This is a genomic window from Myxococcus guangdongensis (assembly GCF_024198255.1).
In the GTDB taxonomy this organism is placed as follows: Bacteria; Myxococcota; Myxococcia; order Myxococcales; family Myxococcaceae; genus Myxococcus; species Myxococcus guangdongensis.
Genome location: NZ_JAJVKW010000006.1, coordinates 433,564 through 454,828 on the forward strand (window position 1 = coordinate 433,564; position 21,265 = coordinate 454,828).

The window sequence follows — 21,265 nt, forward strand, 5'->3', positions numbered from 1 at the left end:
GCTAGATGACCTCCAGCGCGCCGTTGTTGACGTTGACGCCCGTGGGGCCGAGCTTGATGTTGGCGGCGCCGAACGACAGCTCGATGCCGGTGGCGCTGAGCACCACCTTGGCCGTGCCCCCGTGGTTGATTTCGATGCCGGCCGCGGTGAAGGTCGCCTTCAGCGGCATGGGCACCGCGGGCGGGCTCACCTCGATGCTCAAGCCCCCCGCGCCCGGCAGGTCATCGAGCTTCACGGTGACGGCGTCCGTCTTCCACACCTTGGTGGTGGGCAGGCCCGGCGTGGCGGGCGCCTCGCCCTCGCCCCAGAAGCAGCCGGCGACGATGGGGTAGTTGAGGTCCCCGCGCTCGAACTCCACCCAGACCTTGGCGCCCACCGCGGGCACCGCGAAGAAGCCCTTGCCGCTGCCACCGTAGGGCATGCACGGCATGGCCCAGCCCAGCTGGCTGTCGCCCAGGACGGTGGGCACCTTCACCTGCACGCGGCCCATCATCAGCGGGTCGATGTTGTTGATGACCTCGCCGCGGTACTTCCCGAAGTAGGAGCTCATGGCGGCACCACCGGAGTGAGCGCCCCGACACCCTCGCGCGTGAGGGTGAAGCGCTGCTTGTACTCACCGGGGCGGATGGAGTGGGTGACGTTGCGCACGTAGAAGAAGCCGTCGTGTTGGAAGCCCGCGCCGCGCACGCCGACGAGGCCCCGGGGGCGCAGCACGTCGCCGTAGCGCGTGGCGTCCAGCTCCCCGGAGCCGGTGAGCACCGTGTCCGTGGAGCTGTCCGTCTGCCCCTGCGCCCGGGCGAACGCGGCGAGGTAGCCCGCGCCGTCCGGCACGTCCTCCAGCAGCGACGTGCGCACGCTGGACTGGGTGAGCAGCGCGGGCTGGCTCGCCAGCGGAGGCACGCGCAGGCTCGCGAAGGTCTGCACCGGCAGCGCGCGGCCGAAGACGATGGCCTGGCCCTTCACCGTGGTGGGCGCCAGCGCGTCGTACTGGAAGTCGAGCGAGTCCACGTTGGTTTGCGCGCCCAGGTTCACCGACAGGGCCCGCTGCGGAATGCCCAGCCGGTTGGGTGGGCCCCAGTACGCGGTGTTCATCAGCGGCGCGGGGCCGGGGGTGACGTGGAAGACGTAGCCGTAGCGGCGGGCCATCTCCTGCAGGTAGGCGTAGTCGGTGCCGCGGAAGACGGGCGTGCGGTAGATGGGCAGCGGCACGTCCAGCGTGGGCGGCGGGATGATGACGGGGACGAGGCCGTACTGCGCGTAGCTCAGCACCAGCTGCGCGATGATGATGGGCTCCACCTGCGCGGGGTGCTCGTGGACCTTCTGCTCCAGGTCCATGGCCACGCTGATGTCCTCGCCGGTGAGGGTGAGCGTGGAGGCGCCCGGCTGATGGGAGGGCGTGAGCGTGCGGTGGGTGATGATGCCGTCGAAGAGCACCTGCGGCACCACGTTGAACGTCACCAGCAGCACCACCCGGTTCATGGGCCTGAGCAGCGGGTGGCCCACCAGCCCGTAGTCGAGCAGGTCCATGGCCCCCGCGCGGCCCACGCCGAAGGTGAGCTGGAAGCCCGAGCGTCCCTCGTCGTTGTGGGTGACCTCCACGTTCTGGAGGGCTTCCATGAACGACGCGGGCGCGGGCACCGCCACCGTGGGGCCCACCAGCAAGGTGAGATGGATTCCCAGCAGGCTCATGTCGCGCTCAGAACTCCGGCATGGCGATACGCACCACGGAGCCCGTCTCCCGCATCAGCTCGAAGGGGTTGAGCGTGTCGTTGGCGTCGCAGACGCGCCAGAAGTGCTCCGGGTCTCCCAGCGTGCGGTGGGTGAGCAGGTCCAACCGGTCGCCCTCGGTGACGGTGACCTCGGCCAGGACCTTGAGCGCGTTGCCGGCGGGGATGAAGCGGCGGCGCTTGTAGGCCGCCACGCGCCCGTCGGGCAGCGTGAGGGTGGCGGTCTCGAGGTTCGCGTAGCGACTGGTGGGGTCGAGCATGGTGGCTCCCGGAGGCGAAAGAGGCTTCAGCGAGGCAGCGAGGCGTTGGCCACGCCGGAGATGCTCCCGACGACGGCCATGGCCTCCTTGACGACCTGGTGCGTGAGGAAGAGGGCGTAGCCGGGGTGCGTGAGCGGCAAGTCGTTGTACGAGAGGACGCGCAGCCCCAGGGACACCTTGGCGCGGATGGGGTTGAGGTTCGGGTCGAACGCTTCCTCGGTGATGGTGAACTCGGTGAGCTTCACCGGCAGCACGCGCTTGGGGCCCCAGACGAAGAGCGTCAGCGGCGCGGTGGCGGGGACGACTTCCAGCGTGCCCACCTGCATCAGCACCGCGTTGAGGATGACCTGCGCGGTCTTCGGGTAGACGAGCATCTCCAGCGACGACAGCTGCGGATAGATGCCCACGCTGCCAGCCAGCGCGTCGCCCTGGGCGAGCTGGTCCGTGGCGTCGATTTCGACCTCCACGCGGATGTTCTCCACGGGCGCGCCCTTGAGCCGGAGCGCCTCCGTGCGGTCCCCGCCTTCGCCCGACATCTGGGGCGTCAGCGTGCGCGTCATGGTGTCCGGGTTGTATTGGAACACCACCAGGCTCGCGACGGGGTTGAACGGGTCCAACCCGACGATGGCGCCGCGCTGCGTGCGCGGGGTGCGTGGGAACGAGCTCATCGCTTGGGTCCTCCCTGTCCCAGGCCCGCGTACACGGCTTGCGCCACCTGGACGCCCAGGGACTGGGGCGCGGCGTGGGGCCGGGTGTGGACGGTGCCCGCGTCCACGCGTGGCGCGGCGCCGGACAGGCCCTGGGGCAGGCCCTGTTCGGTGAGCAGGCGCGTCAGCTCCACGCGCACGGCCTCGCCCACCTGCTCCCGTTGGGAGGCGGGGACGCCGTGGAGGACCAGCTCGTCGATGTGCAGCGAGATGTGTCGTGGCGTCATGTCCACCCCGAGACCTCGGCCTCGGCCAAGGGCTTGTCGAGCTTGCTGAACTCCGAGCGCACCGCGCGCTGGAGGTGCGCCATCCGCACCGGCTCGTTGGCGTCGGCGGCGAGGAAGGCGGCGTTGAGGGCGATGGTGCGGATGTTGCCGCCGGTGACGCTGAGCCGGGCCAGGCGCGCGACGTCCAGGCCCTCGGTGGGCGTGGCGGCGGGGAACATGCGCCGCCAGATGTCCGCGCGCTGGGCGGCGTCCGGGAAGGGGAACTGCAACACGAAGCGCAGCCGGCGCAGGAAGGCCGTGTCCAGCGCGTCCTTCATGTTGGTGGTGAGGATGGCCAGGCCCCCGTACGACTCCATCTGCTGGAGCAGGTAGCTCACCTCGATGTTGGCGTAGCGGTCGTGGCTGTCGCGGACCTCGGAGCGCTTGCCGAACAGGGCGTCGGCCTCGTCGAACAGGAGGATGGCGCCGCCCTCCTGCGCGGCGTCGAACACGCGGCGCAGGTTCTTCTCCGTCTCGCCGATGTACTTGCTGACCACCTGGCTCAGGTCGATGCGGTAGACGTCCAGGCCCAGCTCCAGCGCGAGCACCTCCGCGGCCATCGTCTTGCCCGTGCCGCTGGCGCCAGCGAACAGGGCGCTGATGCCCAGGCCGCGCGCGCCCTTGGAGGCGAAGCCCCAGGTCTCGTACACGCGCGTGCGTTGGCGCACGGCGGCGGCGATCTCCTTGAGGATGGCCTTCTTGTCCGGGGGGAGCACCAGGTCCTCCCAACCCGCGGTCGGCTCCAGCCTGCGCGCCAGGTCCTCCAGGCGGGGGCGCGACTGCACGCGACAGGCGTTCCAGAGGGCCGAGCCCAGCGCGCCCTCGTCGTCGAAGGGGCCTCGCTCGCGCACCTCCAGGCTGGCGGCGCGGATGGCGTGCAGGGGCAGGTCGAACTGCTGGGTGATCTTCTCCAGCGCGCCGTTGCGCGGGACACCCTCGGGTCCGAGCGCTCCGGTCCACAGCGCCTGCTGCTCGCCCCGCGTGGGGCGCTTCACCTCGAGCGGGAGCGACGCGCGGCCCCTCAGGCGCACGGGCTCGCGCGCGGTGAGGATGACCATGCCCTGGACCTGCTCGGCGAAGGCGGTCGCGGCGCGGAGCGACTCGGCGCTGGTGCCGTCGTCACACTCGATGAGCAGGCCGCTGCCAATCAGCAGGGCCTCGCGCTCCCAGAGCCGGGCGAGCATCCCTCGCTCCTCGGCGACGAGGGGAAGCTGGCTCGCGCGCGTGACGTGGAGCTGGAGTCCCAGGGCGGCGCAGGCCGTGCTGGCGATGGCGCGCGCGCCGTCGGGCTCCACGCCACACAGCTGGACGGTCGCGGCGCTCGTCTCGCGCTCCCAGAGTCGACACATCCGCTCGGCGAGCTCCTGGTGGGAGGGCGGCGGAGTGGCTTGCGCGGGGACTGGGGAGACGAGCTCCTGGAGACGGCGGTCCAGGTACGACAGGCCGGTGAGGTAGTGGAGGATGCGCTCGTCGATGCGCAGCGGGCTGGTGGTGAGGCTCTCGCCGGGAGCGAGGGTGAGCAGCTCCCAGCGGCGCAGGGCGGCCACGGGCGTGAGCGCGCTCCAGTGCGCGTCCGGCAACATCGCCAGGGCCAGACCGAAGGTGGGCCAGGGACGTCGCGGGTCCCGATTCACGGTGGCGAACAGCGCGCCGAAGCCGGTGCCCAGCTCCACGCTCGCGCAGCACAACAGGCAGTCGCGCTCGAAGGGGGAGAGCTGGAAGGTCTCGCACAGGTTCTCCAGCGCGGACGGGGCCGGCATGGCGGAGCCTGCTTGCGCGAGCGCGGCGAGGGCGGCGTCGACGTCGGGTCCTCCGGAGGGGAGGGGCTCCTCGCCCGTCGCGAGCACCTGCTGGAGCAGCCGCGCGCGCACCACCGCGAGCGCCGCGGTGAGCTGACGCTGGTTGGCGTCCTGCCAGGAGGTCGGCGGGGAGGAGCTCATGTGACGCTCACCCGCTGGGTGGGGTCGAACACGGGCGGCGTCTGGCTCCGGTCGATGAGGAGCGAGTCCACGCCGTCCACGCGCAGCCGGACGTAATGGTCGCCCGCGGTGAAGCCGCGTCCGGTGAAGGTGAGGTTGTCCACGGCGGCGACGCGCTCGGGTGCGGGGAGCTCCCTGTCGCCGAGGAGCAGGGCCACGCGCTGGTCGGGACGGACGTGGGGGCTGAAGGTGGCGGTGAGCGTGACTTCGCCATCGGGGCCGCGCGGCACGGGGGAGGGCGCGAGCGTGAGGATGCGCGGGGCGAGCGTGAGCGGGAGGGCGGGGGAGGCGTGCTCGACGCCGTTCGTGTCGGTGACGATGACGGACACGGCGTAGGTGCCCGCGGGCCAGTTGGCCGCGTCATTCGGGATGGAGGTGGTGAGCCGCGTGGCGGTGCTGTCGGCGGCGGGGCGTGTCGCCGGTGTGGTCCAGAGCGGATGCTGGAAGCGCACGCCCACGGTGTTGCCCGCGAGGTGCTGGCCGGTGAGGACGAGCACGTCACCCAGTCGCGCGCTGACCTGCCGCTGTGGGGGCGTGATGGCCTCCAGGAGGGGGAAGGGGGGCAGGATGTCCGGCTGGACGGAGAGGGCGGCGCGCAGCACGGGGAGCGGCGTGGCGCGCGGGCGGGTGCTCTCGATGAGGACGACGGAGACCTGGTAGACGACGGAGACGCGGTACTGCGTCTGGAACATGGTCCAGAGCTTGGAGAGCTCCTCCAGGGAGAGCGGCTCCGAGGTGATGCGCACGCGCTCGGCTTGTCGGTGGAGGTCGTTGCCGGGGACGGCGACGCGGAGCTCCTCGGACCCGAGCAGCGGGTGGTCGTGGAGGACGTTCATCGCCTTGCCGAGCAGCTTGTGGCTCTCCACGTCGTCGTCGGACGGGGCGTAGGGCGTGAGCAGGTACGTGAGTCGCAGGGCGAGGGGCGGGAGGCCGGACTCGCCGGGCTTCACGTGGGGAGGGAAGGTCGTGTTGCGGAGCGCGGCGTCGTGACCGACCTGGAAGAGGAAGATGTTGAGTTGATGGTGCGTCGCGTCCCGGGCACGGGCCTTGTCCGGAGGCAGCGTGGTGACGGTGACGTCGGGGGTGTCCACCTGAAGGTGGTTGAACAGGAGCGTGCGCAGCGTCGCCGTCACCGTCGCGATGGAGAGCGAGTTGCTCATCGGCCACCTCGCCGGCGCGGAGCAAGGTGTGCGGCGCTGAGGGAGGCAGCGGCGGAGAGAGGGCGATGGCTCATCGTCCGCCTCCCAGAAGGCACGAGGCGTGGCACGGGCCCGTCATCGGGCGACGGAGGAGGCTCATTGTGCGCCTCCCACGCGAGGCGCGACGCGTGCCTTGCACCGGCCGAGCGGGGGGACTCATCGGCCACCTCCCAGTCGAGGCGCGAGGCGGGATGCATGGCGTGCGGCCATCTCGGGCCGGAGGAGATGACTCCTCGTCTGCCTGGACGACAGGCGCGACACGTGACGCGTCAATGAGGTCGGGTGCGCGGAGCGCGTGGTCGTCCGTCGCGGCGCGAGACACAAGGCGTGGCGCGCGGCCATCGTCCGGCGAGGGAGGTGGTTCATCGGCCACCTCCATTGCGGCGCGCGAGGTAATCCTCGAGCGACGGAGACGCCGAGGGACGCGCGGGCACGCTCCGGGGCGGAGTGGCGGGCGCCACCGCGCGCACCTCGATGCGGCCGATGGTGACGTTGATGACCGGGGCCTCCGGTGCATGCGTCACGGAGAGCGGCGTGGCGCGAGACTCCTGTCCGCTTCGTACCTTGTCGCCCTCACCTGATTCGAGCGCCGCGGCGAGAGCGCGCGCCTGACGAGCGGGCGAGGCGGGGTGCATCGGGAGGTCTTGCTCCTCGGCGAGCGCGTCGCGCGCCTGACGAGCGCGCGAGGCGGGGCGCATCGGGAGGTCTTGCTCCTCGGCGAGTGCGTCGCGCGCCATGCCCCACGTCATCGCGGACCGCCCCGCCTCCAGCGCGAGCGACAACCCCAGGGGCGTGACGTCCCCGCGAGTCGCCTCGTTGGCGTCGGATGCCGTGCGAAGTGGCTCATCCCGAGGCACGATGCCCCTCGGAATGAAGTGCCCCTCACTGCGTGAGGACGCGTGCTCCGTGCGCGGCGCGAGCCCCCCAGCGCTCCGTGCGTCATGCGGCGAGGCCGCCACCGAACCATCGGGACGCTCCGTCGCGCGGGAGAGCGGTGACTCGGCGCCGGTCTCGTTCGCGCCCGGCGCCAACCTCGTGCGCGAGGCGACGCGCGCATCCGCCGAGGCCCTCGTACGCGAAGCAGCGCCCTCATCCCCAGACGCACTCACACGAGGCGCGACGCCCGCGTCCCCTGAGGTCCTCGCCTGTGCGAAGACGCTCTCGTCAGCGCCCGCCGTCCTCGCGCGAGGTGCGCGAGTGAAGACACCCGTCGCGCTGTTCCACGCCGCGCCGGGCTCATGCCGAGCCTCGTCTGTGCGCCCCTCGTGTGACGTGCCCAGCTCGCGTGGCGCCACGCCCACCGCGCCTCGTGACGACTGTCCGAGGCCCGACGCGGTGCCGCTGCCCCTCGACCTCGAAGCCCGTCCCTCATCCGCGCGCGGGCCTGGCGCCGAAGCCGTCGACACGCGCGAATCGGGGTGTCGCGCGGGGCCCTCTCCCACCAGGGCCTCCGCGCGCTCACGGGAGCGCTCGCCCCTCGACGCACCCTGCGCCGAGTCGGGCGTGCGTCCGAAGTGCCCCTCACCGACGCCGGGGCCTCCACGGCTCCGAGGCTCGCCGAGCAGCGGACCCACCCCGTCCCGAGCCTCTCCGGACCTGGGGGCCTGCGTGCCCACGGGCCCGGAGAGCACCTGACCCACCGCGCTCCAAGGTTCGCGGTGAGGCCGGACCTGGCCGAGCGGGGCACGCGATGCTTCACCGACTGTGTCCTCGAACGCCCCCGCCACGCCTCGCGACTCGGGCGCGAAGTACGACGCCGTCCGCGGCCGGACGCCCTCCGTGGGGCGGACCTGCCGGGCCACCAGATGGCTCAAGTAGTCGCTCATCGCCCCACCAGCTCCAGGTAGCGCTGCCGCTTCCAGGGGCTCATCGCGAGGATGTGCTCCTCGGACCAGCCATACACGCTCGCCAGCGTGTGCACGTCACGCAGCAGCCGCTGCGCCCACGCCTCCACCTCGCGCCACAGGAACTCCGCGATGTCGAACCCCGCCGCCCACCCATGGCCGCACCCGGGACACGTCGTGGCCAGCTCCACGCGGGCCTGCGGATCCGCGGCCTCCATCGCCGAGCTGATGGCGCCCACGACGTCCTCCGGCAGCTCCCGCGCCTCCACGTGCGCCCCCTCTCGACGTGCCTCCACCACACACCGCGCCAGCATCTGCCCGGGCCCCGTCGGCTCCCGCCCCGACGCCAGCGCCGCCAGGTCCCGACTGTCCGGCAGCCGGAACCGCACGGCATGACCCGCCCGCTCCACCTCCAGCACCTCCGGAGCCGCCGCCCCGGTGGGGACGCGGATGTCCCCCACCTCGAACGCCAGCTCCACCTGCTCCCCACACCGCGGACACGCCACGAGCCCCCCGATGGCCCCACCGAACGTCCCCTCCCGCAACGACAGGAGCAGCGAGTCCCGGGCACCCACCGGCAGCCGCGCCAGCTCTCCCAGGCTCCGCTCCGGGAACGCGGCGCCCAACAGCGCGAGCGCGCGCCCCGCGGACGTGTGCGGGTATCCCGCCTCCCACGCGCCCAGCAGCTCCGAAGCCGTCAGCGAGCGCATGGGGCCTCGGTGCGTCAGGGATTGGGCTCGTTGAAGCTGGGCTCGGAGGGCTCGGTGACGTCGTAGTCACGCTCCCAGCCCTCGTTCTCCAGCTTCAGCGTCTGGATGGCCACCGCGTTGGCGTTGGCGTCCAGGTCCGGCATCGCCTGGTACTCGGACACCCAGCAGCGGTAGAGCTTGTAGGCGATGGCCAGCTGTCCGGCCTCGTTGTAGACCTCCAGGATGATGTCCTTCCTGAAGTCCTTGAGGGACACCTCGGCGCCCAGGCCGGAGCCATGGTTCCAGACCTTGTTGGCCCAGCGCTCGAACTCGGTGTCGTGGGTGACGCCGCGCTCCAACGTAATCGCCTCGTACTCGCTGCGGCCCGGGGACTTGCGGCTGCTGCTGGGGTCGCCGCCCTCGCGGTGCTTGACCACCTCCGTGGTGCGCTTGAGCGCGCCCACCTTGCTGATGCCCGCCACGTAGCGGCCATCCCACTTCACCCGGAACTTGAAGTTCTTGTACGGGTCGAAACGCTGCGCGTTGACGCTGAACTGAGCCATGGAATGGGTCTCCCTTTACGCCGCGACCTGGCCGGCCATCTGCTGGAGCTTGAGGACCACGAACTCGGCCGGCTTGAGCGGCGCGAAGCCCACGACGATGTTCACCACGCCGAGGTTGATGTCGTTCTGCGTCGTCGTCTCCCGGTCGCACTTGACGAAGTACGCGTCGCGCGGCGTCTGACCCTGGAAGGCGCCCTGCCGGAAGAGGTTCTGCATGAAGGCGCCCACGTTGAGGCGGATCTGCGCCCACAACGGCTCGTCGTTGGGCTCGAACACCACCCACTGGATGCCCCGGAAGAGGCTCTCCTCGATGTTGAGCGCCAGCCGGCGCACCGGCAGGTACTTCCACTCGTCGGCGAGCAAGTCGTTGCCGCGCGTGGTGCGCGCGCCCCACACCACCCGGCCCGCGGCCGGCAGCGAGCGCAGGCAGTTGACGCCCAGCGGGTTGAGCTGGCCGTTCTCCTGGTCCGTGAGCGGCACGCTCAGCTTGGGCACGCCGGTGAGCAGCGCGTCCAGGCCCGCGGGCGCCTTCCACACGCCGCGCTGGGTGTCCGTGCGCGCGATGACGCCCGCCACCGCGCCGCAGGGCGCGAAGGTGTCCAGCTGGTTCTCCCGCAGGGGGTTGGCCTGCACCAGCCGGGGGAAGTAGAGCGCCGCGTTCTTGCTGCGCAGGCTGCTGCTGTTGAAGCCAGCGACGGCGTCCGCCACGCTGTCCCAGGCCGCCGGCGGGTCCGCGATGAAGATGGCGCGGCGCTCCTCGCAGTAGGCCGCCGCGTCCGTGGCCAGGTCCGCCTCGATGTCGCCGCCCAGCGTGTGGGGCGCGATGCACAGCAGGTTGAAGACATCCACCTTCTCCAGCGCGAACAGGCCCTTCTTGTCGGCGCGCAGGCCCGCGGCGGTGGTGAACTGGGTGCGCGTGAGCGCGTTGCCGTTGGTGCCGGCGTCCGCCGTGAGGGGCGTGGAGGTGCCCGCCGGGGGCCGGGCCGCGGTGGCGGGCAAGGTCCTCACCCGCAGGAGCGTGGAGCCCTGCGCGAGCACCGTCGGGTAGTAGCGCGCGCTGGCCGCGTCGATGGAGAGGTTGATGAACTTCTCCGTCACCTGGGTGCCCGTGTCGGTGACCGTCAGATTGAAGAGCAGGTCGTCGACGGCCGACACGCCGGTCTTCTTGGTGTTGTGGTCCACCGTCACGCTGAGCTTGCCGCCCCAGGCGCCGGGGCTCGAGGCCTCGAGCACCAGGGCGCCCCCGGTGGTGGTGATGCTCAGGTCCGCCGTCTCCGAGCCATTGTCCAGCCGGACCACGACGGCCTGGCCGCCTCCATTGAGGAAGAAGTCGCGGACGGCGAAGCTCATCGCTCCGTCCCCCCACAGACCTCCGAAGCTCCGCTCGAAGTCACCATAGCCGTTGCAGACCACCGGCTCGTTCACCGGTCCGCGCAGCGCGCGTCCGACGAAGGCGGTAATCGACGTGGGCACCCCGGTGATGGTGCGGACCCCACTGGGAATCTCCTCGATATAGACGCCCGGATAACTGAGAGCTGCCGGCATGGACGACTCCTCCCTCTGCGGGTTCGTCGACTCCGCCCCGACTCACGAGGCAAGAGCCCTGCTCCGCGCGGCGTGCTCCCTGGCTCACGGAGCGCCCCGCACGTCGGGTGACACATTCATCTGGAGAGGAGGGCGGCAATCCATGCCGTCGTGGCAATTCCTATCGCGTGAAAACCGCGCGACCCCCCCCTGGTCTCGGAATCCGTGCTGACTTTTTCAGCTGCGTCTCAAGACTCTGCCAGAAACACGACGGAAAGTCATTTCAGCCCGTCGTAGTGGTTTCTACTTATGGTGATTGGATGTGTCATGGGTCGGGTGACCCGGGACAATCCAAGACATTGGATGCGGTGTGTTACACGGCTTCGCACAGGACCCTCGCTGTACGAACGGCGGCGGGGAAATTCCTTCGAAACTCGTTTCGAGCTGGAGCCCGACGCGTGGGGATGTCTTCCTACTGCGCGTCGGTGGTGTCCGAATCCGCTGTACCTGTCGCGTCCGCGAGGAGGGCGGCGAGTCCGGCGCGCGTCCGGGCCTGCTCGATTCGCGCGAGGACCTCCTCGGAGACGCCCTGGGGCAGCCTGGCCCGTGTCTGCGTTCGGAGCTCCTCGGTCGCCGGGGCGCCCATCCGCAGCGTGAGCGCGCCCGCGACGGTGGCGCGGTGCTTGGCGTGGAAGGACTGGGCCTCGGGGCCCTGCATGTCGAAGTACCACTCCGGGTTGCCTTCGCTGCCCTTCTCCCGGTTGTAGTTCTCGAGCGTGAGGCTGTCCTCACCATCGCGTGCGATGACCGCCGCGAAGTGGAAGCTCCAGAGCCTCTCGTCGTCAGTGCGCTCGCGGGTGCCCACGATGGCGTAGGACTCTCCCACCTCGGGACGTGCGGAGGCGTTGACGCCCACCCGACGGCTTCGTGCGCTCAGTTGCTCCGTGTCGTGCTGGAGGTAGCGGTCTGTCGCCTCCGCCCGGGCCTGGCGCTGGCCGGTGGCGAAGTGCGCCTCGAGCAGCTCCTGCCACTCGTCGACGTCCCGCTCCCCGTCCTCCAGGTGCGCGTCCAGGAACGGACCGAGCAGGTTCGCGAGCTGCTGCTGGACGACGGGCTGCTTCTCGTAGGTGCCTCCGAAGATCTCCCGGAGCAGCGCGATGCGCAGCCGTGGGATGGGAATCACCTGCGCCAGCGCGGTGGATGCCTGTTGCCTGTTGTCGGTGTCGACCGCGACATCCCGGAAGTTGAACTGGAACGTCGAGGCCTCCGCGTCTTCTTCCGTGAGCTCGTCCTGCGCGGTGATGATGGACTGGGGCGTGACATCGGCGTTGTCCGCCAACTGCCCGGCGATGGCATTGAGCTCGCTGAGGGTGTAGGTGCTCTGCCGCCGCGAGGTCGGGGCGTCATCATCAGGGCCTTGATAGAGGGCGTGCGTCTGTCCCGAATTCGTCACGCGGTCCGCCACGTCGATGCACTCGTTGACGTCCAAGAGGGGCTGCTCGGGGTCGACCGCTCTCGGCGTCACGGCCTTCATTCCCGCAAGCGCTTCAGGGGCGTCGTCTCCGGCGTGGAGTCTCACGCGCGAGCCCATCGCCTCGAGGATGCGGTTGGAGCGCTCGATGAGGGCGGGCGTGGCGAAGAACCGCTGCGTCTCGTTCTCCGAGGGCAGCGCGAACGCGCGGTTCGCGGAGATGCGATAGCCCCCCTCCTCGGTGAAGCGCTGGACGACGCCGCCGGCCCGCGCGGTCGAGTTCCTTGCTCGCGAGCCCTGGTCCGCGTCGCGCTGTCGCTGGAGCAGTGACTGGACCGCGGGCCGCTGGTTCAACATCCGCTGCAGCGTGTGTTGGCGGGCGCCCGAGGCAGACTCCAGGCTGTCGCCAGCGGTGGCGCGGGGCTCGCGTGCCTCGGCGTGATGCATGGTGCTGCGCGGCCGCTCGTGGACATTCATGGGCATCACGCTCCCGGGGAGGAGCCGCGAGCTTAGAGAGCCTTCGGGGCGCGCTGAACGCCCTGGCACATCTCACGAGGTCCCAATGGTGCACATGTCCCACCACACGCCTTGTCGGTCCAGGCAGGCGAGCAAGGTAGGTCTTGGGGGCACTTTGCACCGGGAATGACACGACACACCCTCCCTCCCAGTCTCTTCAGCAGGGGGCAGCATGTCGTGGCGCGGTGGGTGGATGGTGTCGTCGTTGGTGGTGATGGGGGCGGGTTGTGGAGGCGCACTTCCCGGGGAGGAGGTGTCAGCCCCCGCCGAGGAGGCAGAGGAGCGGTTGGATGCTTCGTATTGCCTGCCGACGGAGGATTCCACCCAGCGTGTGAAGACCATCCTCCCGCCCTCGGACATCGGGATTCCGCGCTACGCGTCGAGCCCCGATGACTTCGTGAACTTCAAGGGCCAGCTGCACTTCGCGGTGAACTACGAGGATGGCAAGCGGGCGCTGTGGCGCAGCAACGGCACCGCGGCCGGGACCACCGAAATCAAGAGCCTCCCCGCCACGGAGGGGAACTTCACGCCGCCGCTCGACCGGCTCACGCCCACCGCGTCCCTGCTGTTCTTCCAGGCGGCGGACGTCGCGCATGGCACGGAGCTGTGGGTGAGCGATGGCACCTCGGGTGGCACCCGCATGGTGGGGGACCTGACGCCGGGCACGGACAGCTCGTATCCGACACACATGACGGCCACGGGCCGCGGCTCGGTGGTGTTCTTCCTGGAGCGCTACGAGACGGGCTCCGCGCGCACCCGGTACGAGCTGTGGGCGTCGGATGGCTCGGCGGGCGGCACGTCACGGGTGCGTGACTTCGGTCCGGACGCGGAGGTGAGCTACCTGTCCGGAGCCGCCAACGACACGCTGCGCTTCTTCGTGCGCGACCTGGCGGGGGCCACCAGCCTCTGGAAGACGGATGGCACGTCGGCGGGCACCGTCCAGGTCAAGCGGCTCACGTCGGGTCCCAATGCCTTCATCAAGGACGCGCGGACCACCGATGGGCTCACGCTCTTCCTCCTGCGTCAGGACTCCGGGCTCCAGGAGCTGTGGAAGACGGATGGCACGGCCGGCGGCACGCTGCGCCTGGCGTCCTTCGGCGCCGCCCGGGACGTGCGCCTGCTGGGCGCGCTGGGGTCGACCGTCTATGTGACCACGACGTCCCTGACGACGCAGTACATGGTCCTCTACCAGGTGCCTCTCGCGGGCGGCAACCCGATGTCTGTCGTCAGCCTGCCCAATGACTACACCTCGCTGGGCGAGGCGTTCCCCGTCATCGACAGCGTCAGCATTCCCCCGGGAGGCTCGAAGCTGTTCTTCTCCGTCATCATCGGCAGCAATGGTCCCGCGCCGCGCGACTCGCAGCTCTGGGTGACGGACGGCACCGCTGGGGGAACGGTGCGGCTGCGCCGGCCGCTGAGCCTCTCGGACGAGTACGCCTCGCCCGTGTATGCCGTGTCGGACGACCTGGTCTTCTTCAGCGCCTACGAGGCCGACGGCGGTGGCATCGAGCCGTGGGTGAGCAACGGCTCGCCGTCCGGGACGCGCAAGCTGCGGGACGTCGGCGTCACGCCGCCCACGGCCTCGTCCTACCCTCGTGAGTTCTTCCAGCTGGGCTCGCGGGTGTACTTCAGCGCGTATGACGACACCGAGGCGGGCCAGCTCTGGTCCACGCAGCTGAACGACGCGTGCTTCGCGCCGCAATCCCAGCCGTAGGCTCACAAAACGCAGTCACTCCTCGCGCCAGGTCGGACGCGCGGGCCCTGTCGGGGCCGGTTGCCACGCTCCGAGGCCTGACGCGAGGAGTGCTTCATGAAGAGCTTCGAGTCGCGCCGCGCGGTGCTCCCCCTCCGAAAAGACAGGGGCTCCTATCGCCCTGTCGCCGTGGCGCCGTCCCCAAGGGTGGCCGCGCTCCAACGCAGGGCGGCCCGCCTCAACCCATCGCCGCGCGTGGTGGCGCAGGCGAAGCTCTCCGCGAGCCTCTCGGGGCGTGATGCGCCCGCGCCCGTCCAGGTGCTGGCCAGCATCCTCCTCGAGCGGGTGACCCGCCCTGTCGAGATGCTGTTGGACGGCCTGTGTTTGATGTCGCCTTTCATTGCGCTGACCCTGCTGGTGGCCAGGGCACGCGGCGCCGCGGTGGGCTGGATTCTGTGTGTCATCGATGGGGGCATGGGGCTGCTTCAGCTGTTCGGAGGTGGCAGTGCCATCGCCGGGGCCGCCATCCTGTTCGCGGGCGTTCTCACCGGTTTTCAGCCCTTCAAGCCGCGGAGCCTGCCGCCGCTCATCTCGTCCCCCCGACTGAGACACCTCCGCGCTCGCCACCGAAAGGCGCGCTGCGCCCTGGCATCACTCGTGGTAGCCAGGACCCCGCATCCGACGAAGCAGGAGCACCACGGGTCCATGACGACGCAGACGACGGTGACGCAGTGGGGGAAGCAGACCTCCGCGAAGGAGGTCTGGTCGAGGGTGGAGGCGGTGGCGACGCCCGCGTGGCGTGAGCGTCTGTCCGCCTACTGGAAGGACCTGACCGAGGACACGGTCCTCTTCCACGAGGGCGACCTGGTGGCGGACGCGCTGGACGTCGGCCCCAGGCCGCTGGTGGTCTCCGGCGATGTCCGGCTCGCGGGGCTGCTGACGGACGGGCACCAGGCGGACCACACGCTCCTGGTCGTGCTCGGGAGCCTGGACGTGGAGAACGTCGCCACGGTGTCAGCCATGTTCGTCGCGGGGGACGCGCGGATTCGCGGACTGCTCTTCGGCGACTCGCTCGGGGACGATGTCTTCTGTGTCGGCGGAGGGCTGAAGGCGAGGGCGCTCGTCGAGCAGCACCACCACCTCCGCGCGGAGGGCGCGCTCGACGTGGAGGTCCTCGTCGGAAGCAAGCTCACGGGCAAGGGCGAGCCGCGCAAGCGACTGGAGCCGCATGAAGCGCTGCTGCCGGGCGCGTGGACCGGCGAGGACGAGGATGACGACGGCAACGTCACCGACTCCACGCTGGACACCCGGGGCCTGCGGGCGATGTTGCGCGCGGGCAAGCCCGTGCTGGCGGACACGAAGCTCGGCCCGGTGGAGAAGGCGCTCGCGGCCGCGCGGGAGAAGGTGGCGCGCGGGGAGAAGGCTCCCAGGCTCTCGCTCGCGCAGAAGAAGCTGAAGGTGATTCCCGACGAGGTCTTCTCCCTCGCCACGCTCGAGGGGCTCACGCTGGACTTCAACCCCATCGAGGCCGTGCCACCGCGCATCGGTGAGCTCAAGGCGCTGCGCTCGCTCAGCCTCGAGGACCTGCCGGTGACGTCCCTTCCCGAGGAGCTGGGCCAGCTGTCCGCCCTCAAGAAGCTGAGCCTGCGCTACTGCAAGAACCTCACGCGCCTGCCGGAGTCGTTCGCCGGACTGGAGTCGCTGGAGGAGCTGTACCTCGACGCGAAGGGGCTGGAGACCTTCCCCGAGGTGCTCACCCGGCTGCCGAAGCTCAAGAAGCTCTGGTGGTGGCGCTTCTTCAACACGCCGCCGGAGAAGCTGCGGGCCCTGGTCGAGGGCATGGGCCGCATGCCCAAGCTCACCCACGCCGGGTTCCTGCAAGGCGAGCTGAGCCAGCTGCCGGAGGACCTGTCGCCGCTCGCCCGCCTCAAGCAGTTCAAGCTGGGCATGGACAAGGCGCCCGAGTCCGAGGTGCGCCGACTGGAGGCCGCGCTGCCCCCAGGGCGCCTGCACGTGGGGTACTGAGGCGCCTTCCGAGACGGCGTACGAGGAGGCATGAGGTCGCCCCTGGGCATCCCGGGCGCCTGCCGCCTGCCGAGCGTCTCGGTGAGCCCGCGACGCTTACCGACGCGGCGAGTCATGACCACATGAGGACATTCACCGCTGACTGGGGAGGTCGTGGGGATGCACCGTCTGTGGCGTCACCTCCGGAGATTCTTTCGTCTCCAGCCGGGCCGACCCGCCTGGGCGTTGGGGATTCGCGCGGCGCTGGCCGTCACGATTCCGTACTCGCTCGCCACGCTGCTGGGCTTCAAGGACGCTGGATGGACGGGGCTCACGGGATTGCTCGTGACGCTGGCGAACCCGGGCGGCGCGTACCGGGGGCGGGCGAGGGTGATGGGGGCCGTGGCGATGCTCGGCGCGCTGGTGGGCACCGTCGCGGCGCTGGCGGGAGGGCGGCTGTGGCTGGATGCCACGTTGATACTGGTGGGCGTCTTCGTGATGACCTTCGCGCGGTGCTACGGCGACACGGCGGGCTCGGTGGGGGAGAAGCTCGCGGTCATCTTCGTGGCGTCGCTGGGGGCGCACGCGGTGGAGGTGGACGCGGCGCTGACGCGCGGAGGCGCGCTGCTGTTGGGCGGAGGCTGGGCGATGCTCCAGTCGCTGGTGCTCTGGCCGGTGCATCCCTATCGCCCCTCGCGCCGGGCCATCGCGGACGTGTACCTGTCGCTGGCGGCGGGCGCGAGGGACCTGGCGACGCTGTCGCGTGAGGGCGCCTCGGCGGAGACGTGGGCGGTGGCGACGGCGCGGCATCTGCCCCTGCGCGCGAAAATCGAGAAGGCGCGCCAGACGCTGGCGACCACGCGGGTGGGGCGCGCGGACGAGACGCTGCGCGGCGAGCACCTGCTGGTGCTGTTGGAGCTGAGCGAGCAGCTGCTCGGTGTGCTGTTCGCCCTGGAGCAGGCGATGGAGGTGGCCAGCCCCGAGCGCGGGCTCGGTCCGGTGCGCGAGGAGGTGGCGCGGGTGTGTGATTGGTCCGCGGACCTCTCGGAGCGGGTGGCCACGGTGTCGCTCTCCCCGGAGGCGGCGGCCGTCTACTGGCCCTTGTTCCCCACCAACGGCGAGGAACTGGGGCGACACGGCTCCTGGCTGCGGGTGGTCCCCGTCTCGGTGACGGAGTTGCTCACGCGCCTGCGCGGCCATTGCGTGGCGGCGCAGCGGGCGGCCATGGCCATGCGGCGTGGGGACCCGGTGTCGCTGGAGAACGCCCAGGCGTTGCTCCCCTCCGACGCGCGCCGGCCGCTGCTGCAGCCCTTGCGCGCGAACCTGCACTCGCGCTCGGTGGTGCTGCGCCATGCGCTGCGCGCGGGGACGGTGGCCGCGGTGGCGCTGGTGCTCACGCGCGCGTTGGGGTTGGGGGAGGCGTACTGGGTGGTGCTCTCCACCATCGGAATCCTGCAGCCCTACTCGGCGAACACGGAGGAGCGCGCGCTCCAGCGCGTCACGGGCACGCTGCTGGGGGGGACGCTCGCGGCGGTGATTGCCACGCGGGTGGGCTCGCCGCTGGTGCTCATCGTGGTGATTGGCGTGCTGACGGCGACCTCCGTGTCGTTGCTGCCCCTCAACTTCGGCGCCTTCCAGATTCTGCTCACCCCGGACTTCCTCCTGCTGGCGACGCTGAGCGCGGGGGACTGGACGGTGGCGGAGAACCGGGCCCTGGGCGTGCTGCTGGCGTGTGTGCTGGCCTTGGCGGGGGTGTGGCTGTTGTGGCCCTACCCGGAGCGGCGGCGCTTCCCGGACGCGGCGGCGACGGTGCTGCTCGCGGATGGGAACTACTTCCGCCAGGTGGCGGCGAGCCGGGATGGACGCGAGCCCCGGGTGAGCGCGGCGCGCAGGGACTTGGGCCTGGCGCTGCTCGACGCGGAGGCGTCCTTCGAGCGGCTGATGGCCGAGTATCGGGGCCCCGCGCACCGGCTGGAGCCCGCCATGGCGTTGTTGACGTACTCGCGCAGGCTGGCAGCCTCGGTGACGGCGCTGGGGGAGCAGAAGGGCGTGATTGCCTCCTCGGAGGTGCTGGACGTGGTCGCGCACAAGGCGAGCGGCACGCTGGATGCGCTGGCGGACTCGCTGCGCAAGGGCGAGACGCCCCCGCCGATGCCCGAGCTGCCTCTGCGCCGCATCGCGAATGACCCGGTGTCGGGGAAGCTGGTGGAGCGGGTGCCGCGCCAGCTGGAAATCCTCCACGGCGCGGTGGAGAAGCTCACGGTCGGCTGATTCCGTGTCAGGGCTTTCCGCTAGTCATTGTGGTGGTGGGTCGTGAAAGACGGTTCATGGGCAACCCGGATTCGCGACTTCCGATAATCCATGCATGAGCCCCATCAACGAACTGAACCGTCGTCGCCAGCCCGTCGTCCGTCCGCCCGAGCCGCCGCCGGAGAAGACTCCCGCTCAGGCGAAGCCGGCCACGCCGAACCGCCTGCTGCGAGACGACTCCCTGTTCGAGAAGCCGGGGGCGAAGCCGCGCCTGGAGTTGAATCCCCAGGTGACGTTGGCCGAGAGCCCCGCGACGCCCCCCAAGGGCGGCCGGCTGGACATCCAGGCCATCTCCAACATGACGGACCCGGTGGCGCGCAACAAGGCCATCACGGATGGCTATTACCAGCTGTCCAATGACATGGCGGGGCTGCTCGGCAAGGAGAACGCCAACTGGGCCACCTTCGGTGTCTGGGCTTCCAAGCAGGCCGGGGTGAGCATCCGCCAGGAGGACCTGCCCAAGGTCTTCATGGACCAGCTCAAGAATAGCAACGCCTGGGCCAGTGGCCTGACGGCCGGCGCGCTGTCGGTGCTCAGTCCGGTGGCGCCGCTGTTGGTGGAGGGGCTGAAGGTCCCCATCCGGGACGCGCTCAACCGCGTCAGTGACGCCATCGCGGACGGCAACAAGAAGCTGTTCCAGGACATCGCCCCGGAGTTCCAGCGCTTCACGGAGACCTTCAAGGGCGACACGAAGTACGACGCGGCCAAGGTGGAGAAGTACCTGGCGGACTTCCCGCCCGGGAAGGAGAACCTCAAGGCGGCCTTCTCCGACTACGCCAAGGCGATGTTCGAGAGCGACCCGAACAAGAAGGCGGAGCTGATGCTGGCCGCCAACAACCGGGTGGGCGTGCACGAGCAGTCGCTCATCCAGGGCGAGGTGGACCGCGCGCTCAACGCGCCGCTCAAGGAGACCTTCCGCCCCATCGCCGAGGGCATCGTGGATGGCTTCGGCAACGCGCTGCCGTTCCCCGGCAACCTCGCCTACAAGGGTGCGGAGGCGACGGGCCTGGTGGACAAGGCCCTCGACGGCGTGGTGGATGCGCTGGCCGGTCAGTTCCGCCAGTTCGCGACCGAGCACATGATGAAGATTGGCCTGCCCAATGGCTCGCTCAGCCTGGGCGACGACATCACCCCGGGCAACCAGGGCGCCTTCCCCGAGCACCTGCGTACGATTGAGAGCGGGGAGCTCAACCGGCTGCTGGGCCAGTACGACAAGACGCCCAACTCCCTCAAGGGCTCGTCGGCCAATGACTGGTCGAAGTTCGACCAGCGCATGAACTACATCGTCGACCTGTTCCGCTCCCGCCAGAGCGACCCGAGCCTCTTCAACGCGCCCTGACGCGCGTCAGCGTCCAATGACAGCATTCCCGCCGCGGGCCTTCCGTCTTGGAGGGCGTGGAGGTGTGGAATGCGTCCGGGTCCTTGGCTCCTTGGCGTCGTCCTCGTCGTCACGGGCTGTGCCGGGGGCGACGCGTTCTCTCGCGGGGGCGCACACTCCAGCAACGTGCTGGGGTGGTGGGAGACGCGTGGCGGGAGGCTCGTGAGGGTTCCGCCCTGGTGCGAGGGGCGCGCTGCCGGTCGCGGGGAGTTCGCTGACGCCCAGGCATGCCTCCCGGCTCCTGAAGACACTGCTGGCGAAGGACGTGACGCTGGGGCCATCGCCACGTCCTCCAGCCACAGGGATTCGGTGACGACGACCCCGAAGGCGGGAACATTCGTGGGGTGGATCATGTACCTGTCTCGCCGCGGAGGCGCCGTGCCGCCACTCCCAGCGCCCGTGCGCGTCGAGCCGGTGGACGACAAGGGAACCCTCATCGTCCTCACGCCCGAGCGCTTCACGGTCCGCAATCCGGAGCACGTGGCGCTGGCCGAGCGGGTGCGTGAGTTGCTCGACGAGGCGGGCCTGTTGAAGCCGCTCCAAGCCCAACCCTCGCGACGTCGCAGCGCTTCGCGGCAGCGCCTGCAGGTCGCCAGTGTCACCCTGGACCTGGGGGACAGGCTCGCCTGCTCCGCTGCCCGGATGACCCTGGATTCCATGCGTCCGGACTCCAATCCGGGGCGCTGGAAACCAGTGTTCCAGGCATAGACCGAGACCCTCCAGGACCGCTCCCCGACGCGCCTTGACATCCCTTCACGGGTGAAGTTGAACTGCGCGCGATTCGCAACTGCGAATCATTCTCAAGTTTCCGCGAGCCCCCCGAGGAGGACATGGCGACATCGACCCTGCTGATGGTGCTGGGCCTCGCCGTGCTCCGTGGCGTCGCGCTTCCGGACGGACTGAATCGTCACCGAGGATGGGTCAGGGCGCTGGGCGCGCTGTGCGTGGCGGCGTCGGTGGTGTTCGCGGTGCGGGCGCAGGGGTGGGGCGTGGGGCTGACGTGCGCGGTGGTGCTGGCCATGCTGGTGACGCCGGTGCTGGCGCTGGTGGTGCCGCTGTGGCCCCGGGCGACGCGCTTCGTGTGGCCGGTGTGCGCGCTGGGGCTCGCGGGCCTGTGGCTGGGAGGCGCCTGAGG

The 21,265-nt window shown here is 70.4% G+C and carries 18 protein-coding genes; 6 read left to right on the forward strand and 12 right to left on the reverse strand.

From position 1 onward, the window contains the following. Position 1: 1 nt before the first annotated feature. The 12 genes from LXT21_RS21125 to LXT21_RS21180 all read right to left on the reverse strand — a co-directional run bounded on the left by LXT21_RS21125 (position 2) and on the right by LXT21_RS21180 (position 12,706). Positions 2-550 carry a phage baseplate assembly protein V gene (locus LXT21_RS21125; RefSeq protein ID WP_254039949.1) on the reverse strand — a complete coding sequence of 183 codons (549 nt, stop codon included), beginning with the start codon at positions 548-550 and terminating at the stop codon, positions 2-4. Beyond that, entirely contained in the window at positions 547-1,689 is a 1,143-nt protein-coding gene (locus LXT21_RS21130) for a hypothetical protein (RefSeq protein ID WP_254039950.1), read from the reverse strand. Before LXT21_RS21130 ends, LXT21_RS21125 begins: the two co-directional genes overlap by 4 nt. 7 nt (positions 1,690-1,696) lie before the next feature. Next, the gene (locus tag LXT21_RS21135) at positions 1,697-1,987 is read right to left on the reverse strand and encodes a hypothetical protein (protein ID WP_046712450.1); all 291 of its coding nucleotides are present in this window, start codon (positions 1,985-1,987) and stop codon (positions 1,697-1,699) included. A gap of 26 nt (positions 1,988-2,013) precedes the next feature. After that, positions 2,014-2,655 (reverse strand): hypothetical protein, encoded by a 642-nt coding sequence (locus LXT21_RS21140; protein WP_254039951.1) that lies wholly within the window; start codon positions 2,653-2,655, stop codon positions 2,014-2,016. Then, positions 2,652-2,921 (reverse strand): hypothetical protein, encoded by a 270-nt coding sequence (locus LXT21_RS21145; RefSeq protein WP_254039952.1) that lies wholly within the window; start codon positions 2,919-2,921, stop codon positions 2,652-2,654. The genes LXT21_RS21140 and LXT21_RS21145 overlap by 4 nt, the downstream gene beginning before the upstream one ends. After that, on the reverse strand, positions 2,918-4,900 hold the full coding sequence (locus tag LXT21_RS21150; protein WP_254039953.1) for an ATP-binding protein: 1,983 nt from the start codon (positions 4,898-4,900) through the stop codon (positions 2,918-2,920). The genes LXT21_RS21145 and LXT21_RS21150 overlap by 4 nt, the downstream gene beginning before the upstream one ends. Next, a complete protein-coding gene (locus LXT21_RS21155) occupies positions 4,897-6,099 on the reverse strand; it encodes a DUF4255 domain-containing protein (protein WP_254039954.1) in 1,203 nt (400 codons plus the stop codon). The genes LXT21_RS21150 and LXT21_RS21155 overlap by 4 nt, the downstream gene beginning before the upstream one ends. Positions 6,100-6,500: 401 nt before the next feature. After that, positions 6,501-7,964, reverse strand: a complete 1,464-nt coding sequence (locus tag LXT21_RS21160; protein WP_254039955.1) for a hypothetical protein — start codon at positions 7,962-7,964, stop codon at positions 6,501-6,503. Beyond that, positions 7,961-8,692 (reverse strand): T4 family baseplate hub assembly chaperone, encoded by a 732-nt coding sequence (locus LXT21_RS21165; RefSeq protein WP_254039956.1) that lies wholly within the window; start codon positions 8,690-8,692, stop codon positions 7,961-7,963. Before LXT21_RS21165 ends, LXT21_RS21160 begins: the two co-directional genes overlap by 4 nt. Before the next feature lie 14 nt (positions 8,693-8,706). Then, positions 8,707-9,234 (reverse strand): phage tail protein, encoded by a 528-nt coding sequence (locus tag LXT21_RS21170; protein ID WP_254039957.1) that lies wholly within the window; start codon positions 9,232-9,234, stop codon positions 8,707-8,709. Between the two features lie 15 nt (positions 9,235-9,249). After that, positions 9,250-10,779 carry a phage tail sheath family protein gene (locus LXT21_RS21175; protein ID WP_254039958.1) on the reverse strand — a complete coding sequence of 510 codons (1,530 nt, stop codon included), beginning with the start codon at positions 10,777-10,779 and terminating at the stop codon, positions 9,250-9,252. Positions 10,780-11,230: 451 nt separating this feature from the next. Next, entirely contained in the window at positions 11,231-12,706 is a 1,476-nt protein-coding gene (locus tag LXT21_RS21180; RefSeq protein WP_254039959.1) for a hypothetical protein, read from the reverse strand. A 370-nt stretch (positions 12,707-13,076) separates the two neighbouring features. On the opposite strand from LXT21_RS21180, the gene LXT21_RS21185 reads away from it, so the two are divergent. From LXT21_RS21185 to LXT21_RS21210, 6 genes are all read left to right on the forward strand, one after another. Then, positions 13,077-14,459 carry an ELWxxDGT repeat protein gene (locus tag LXT21_RS21185; RefSeq protein ID WP_254039960.1) on the forward strand — a complete coding sequence of 461 codons (1,383 nt, stop codon included), beginning with the start codon at positions 13,077-13,079 and terminating at the stop codon, positions 14,457-14,459. A gap of 96 nt (positions 14,460-14,555) precedes the next feature. After that, a complete protein-coding gene (locus LXT21_RS21190) occupies positions 14,556-16,463 on the forward strand; it encodes a leucine-rich repeat domain-containing protein (protein WP_254039961.1) in 1,908 nt (635 codons plus the stop codon). A 159-nt stretch (positions 16,464-16,622) separates the two neighbouring features. Beyond that, entirely contained in the window at positions 16,623-18,713 is a 2,091-nt protein-coding gene (locus LXT21_RS21195; RefSeq protein ID WP_254039962.1) for an FUSC family protein, read from the forward strand. Positions 18,714-18,807: 94 nt separating this feature from the next. After that, a complete protein-coding gene (locus LXT21_RS21200; RefSeq protein WP_254039963.1) occupies positions 18,808-20,091 on the forward strand; it encodes a DUF2515 family protein in 1,284 nt (427 codons plus the stop codon). A 69-nt stretch (positions 20,092-20,160) separates the two neighbouring features. Then, positions 20,161-20,838, forward strand: a complete 678-nt coding sequence (locus LXT21_RS45410) for an immunity 52 family protein (protein WP_323394761.1) — start codon at positions 20,161-20,163, stop codon at positions 20,836-20,838. 122 nt (positions 20,839-20,960) lie between these two features. Further along, positions 20,961-21,263, forward strand: coding sequence for a DUF3325 family protein (locus LXT21_RS21210; RefSeq protein ID WP_254039964.1), 303 nt, complete (start codon positions 20,961-20,963; stop codon positions 21,261-21,263). Positions 21,264-21,265: the final 2 nt, after the last annotated feature.

What these genes read in the sequence shown, in the direction of transcription:
- LXT21_RS45410 (WP_323394761.1), top strand. Translation starts at nt 20,161, where the DNA reads ATGCGTCCGGGTCCTTGGCTCCTTGGCGTCGTCCTCGTCGTCACGGGC.
- LXT21_RS21200 (WP_254039963.1), top strand. Translation starts at nt 18,808, where the DNA reads ATGAGCCCCATCAACGAACTGAACCGTCGTCGCCAGCCCGTCGTCCGT.
- LXT21_RS21135 (WP_046712450.1), bottom strand. Translation starts at nt 1,987, where the DNA reads ATGCTCGACCCCACCAGTCGCTACGCGAACCTCGAGACCGCCACCCTC.
- LXT21_RS21195 (WP_254039962.1), top strand. Translation starts at nt 16,623, where the DNA reads ATGCACCGTCTGTGGCGTCACCTCCGGAGATTCTTTCGTCTCCAGCCG.
- LXT21_RS21165 (WP_254039956.1), bottom strand. Translation starts at nt 8,692, where the DNA reads ATGCGCTCGCTGACGGCTTCGGAGCTGCTGGGCGCGTGGGAGGCGGGA.
- LXT21_RS21140 (WP_254039951.1), bottom strand. Translation starts at nt 2,655, where the DNA reads ATGAGCTCGTTCCCACGCACCCCGCGCACGCAGCGCGGCGCCATCGTC.
- LXT21_RS21180 (WP_254039959.1), bottom strand. Translation starts at nt 12,706, where the DNA reads ATGAATGTCCACGAGCGGCCGCGCAGCACCATGCATCACGCCGAGGCA.
- LXT21_RS21160 (WP_254039955.1), bottom strand. Translation starts at nt 7,964, where the DNA reads ATGAGCGACTACTTGAGCCATCTGGTGGCCCGGCAGGTCCGCCCCACG.
- LXT21_RS21145 (WP_254039952.1), bottom strand. Translation starts at nt 2,921, where the DNA reads ATGACGCCACGACACATCTCGCTGCACATCGACGAGCTGGTCCTCCAC.
- LXT21_RS21150 (WP_254039953.1), bottom strand. Translation starts at nt 4,900, where the DNA reads ATGAGCTCCTCCCCGCCGACCTCCTGGCAGGACGCCAACCAGCGTCAG.
- LXT21_RS21170 (WP_254039957.1), bottom strand. Translation starts at nt 9,234, where the DNA reads ATGGCTCAGTTCAGCGTCAACGCGCAGCGTTTCGACCCGTACAAGAAC.
- LXT21_RS21190 (WP_254039961.1), top strand. Translation starts at nt 14,556, where the DNA reads ATGAAGAGCTTCGAGTCGCGCCGCGCGGTGCTCCCCCTCCGAAAAGAC.
- LXT21_RS21210 (WP_254039964.1), top strand. Translation starts at nt 20,961, where the DNA reads ATGGCGACATCGACCCTGCTGATGGTGCTGGGCCTCGCCGTGCTCCGT.
- LXT21_RS21130 (WP_254039950.1), bottom strand. Translation starts at nt 1,689, where the DNA reads ATGAGCCTGCTGGGAATCCATCTCACCTTGCTGGTGGGCCCCACGGTG.
- LXT21_RS21125 (WP_254039949.1), bottom strand. Translation starts at nt 550, where the DNA reads ATGAGCTCCTACTTCGGGAAGTACCGCGGCGAGGTCATCAACAACATC.
- LXT21_RS21155 (WP_254039954.1), bottom strand. Translation starts at nt 6,099, where the DNA reads ATGAGCAACTCGCTCTCCATCGCGACGGTGACGGCGACGCTGCGCACG.
- LXT21_RS21175 (WP_254039958.1), bottom strand. Translation starts at nt 10,779, where the DNA reads ATGCCGGCAGCTCTCAGTTATCCGGGCGTCTATATCGAGGAGATTCCC.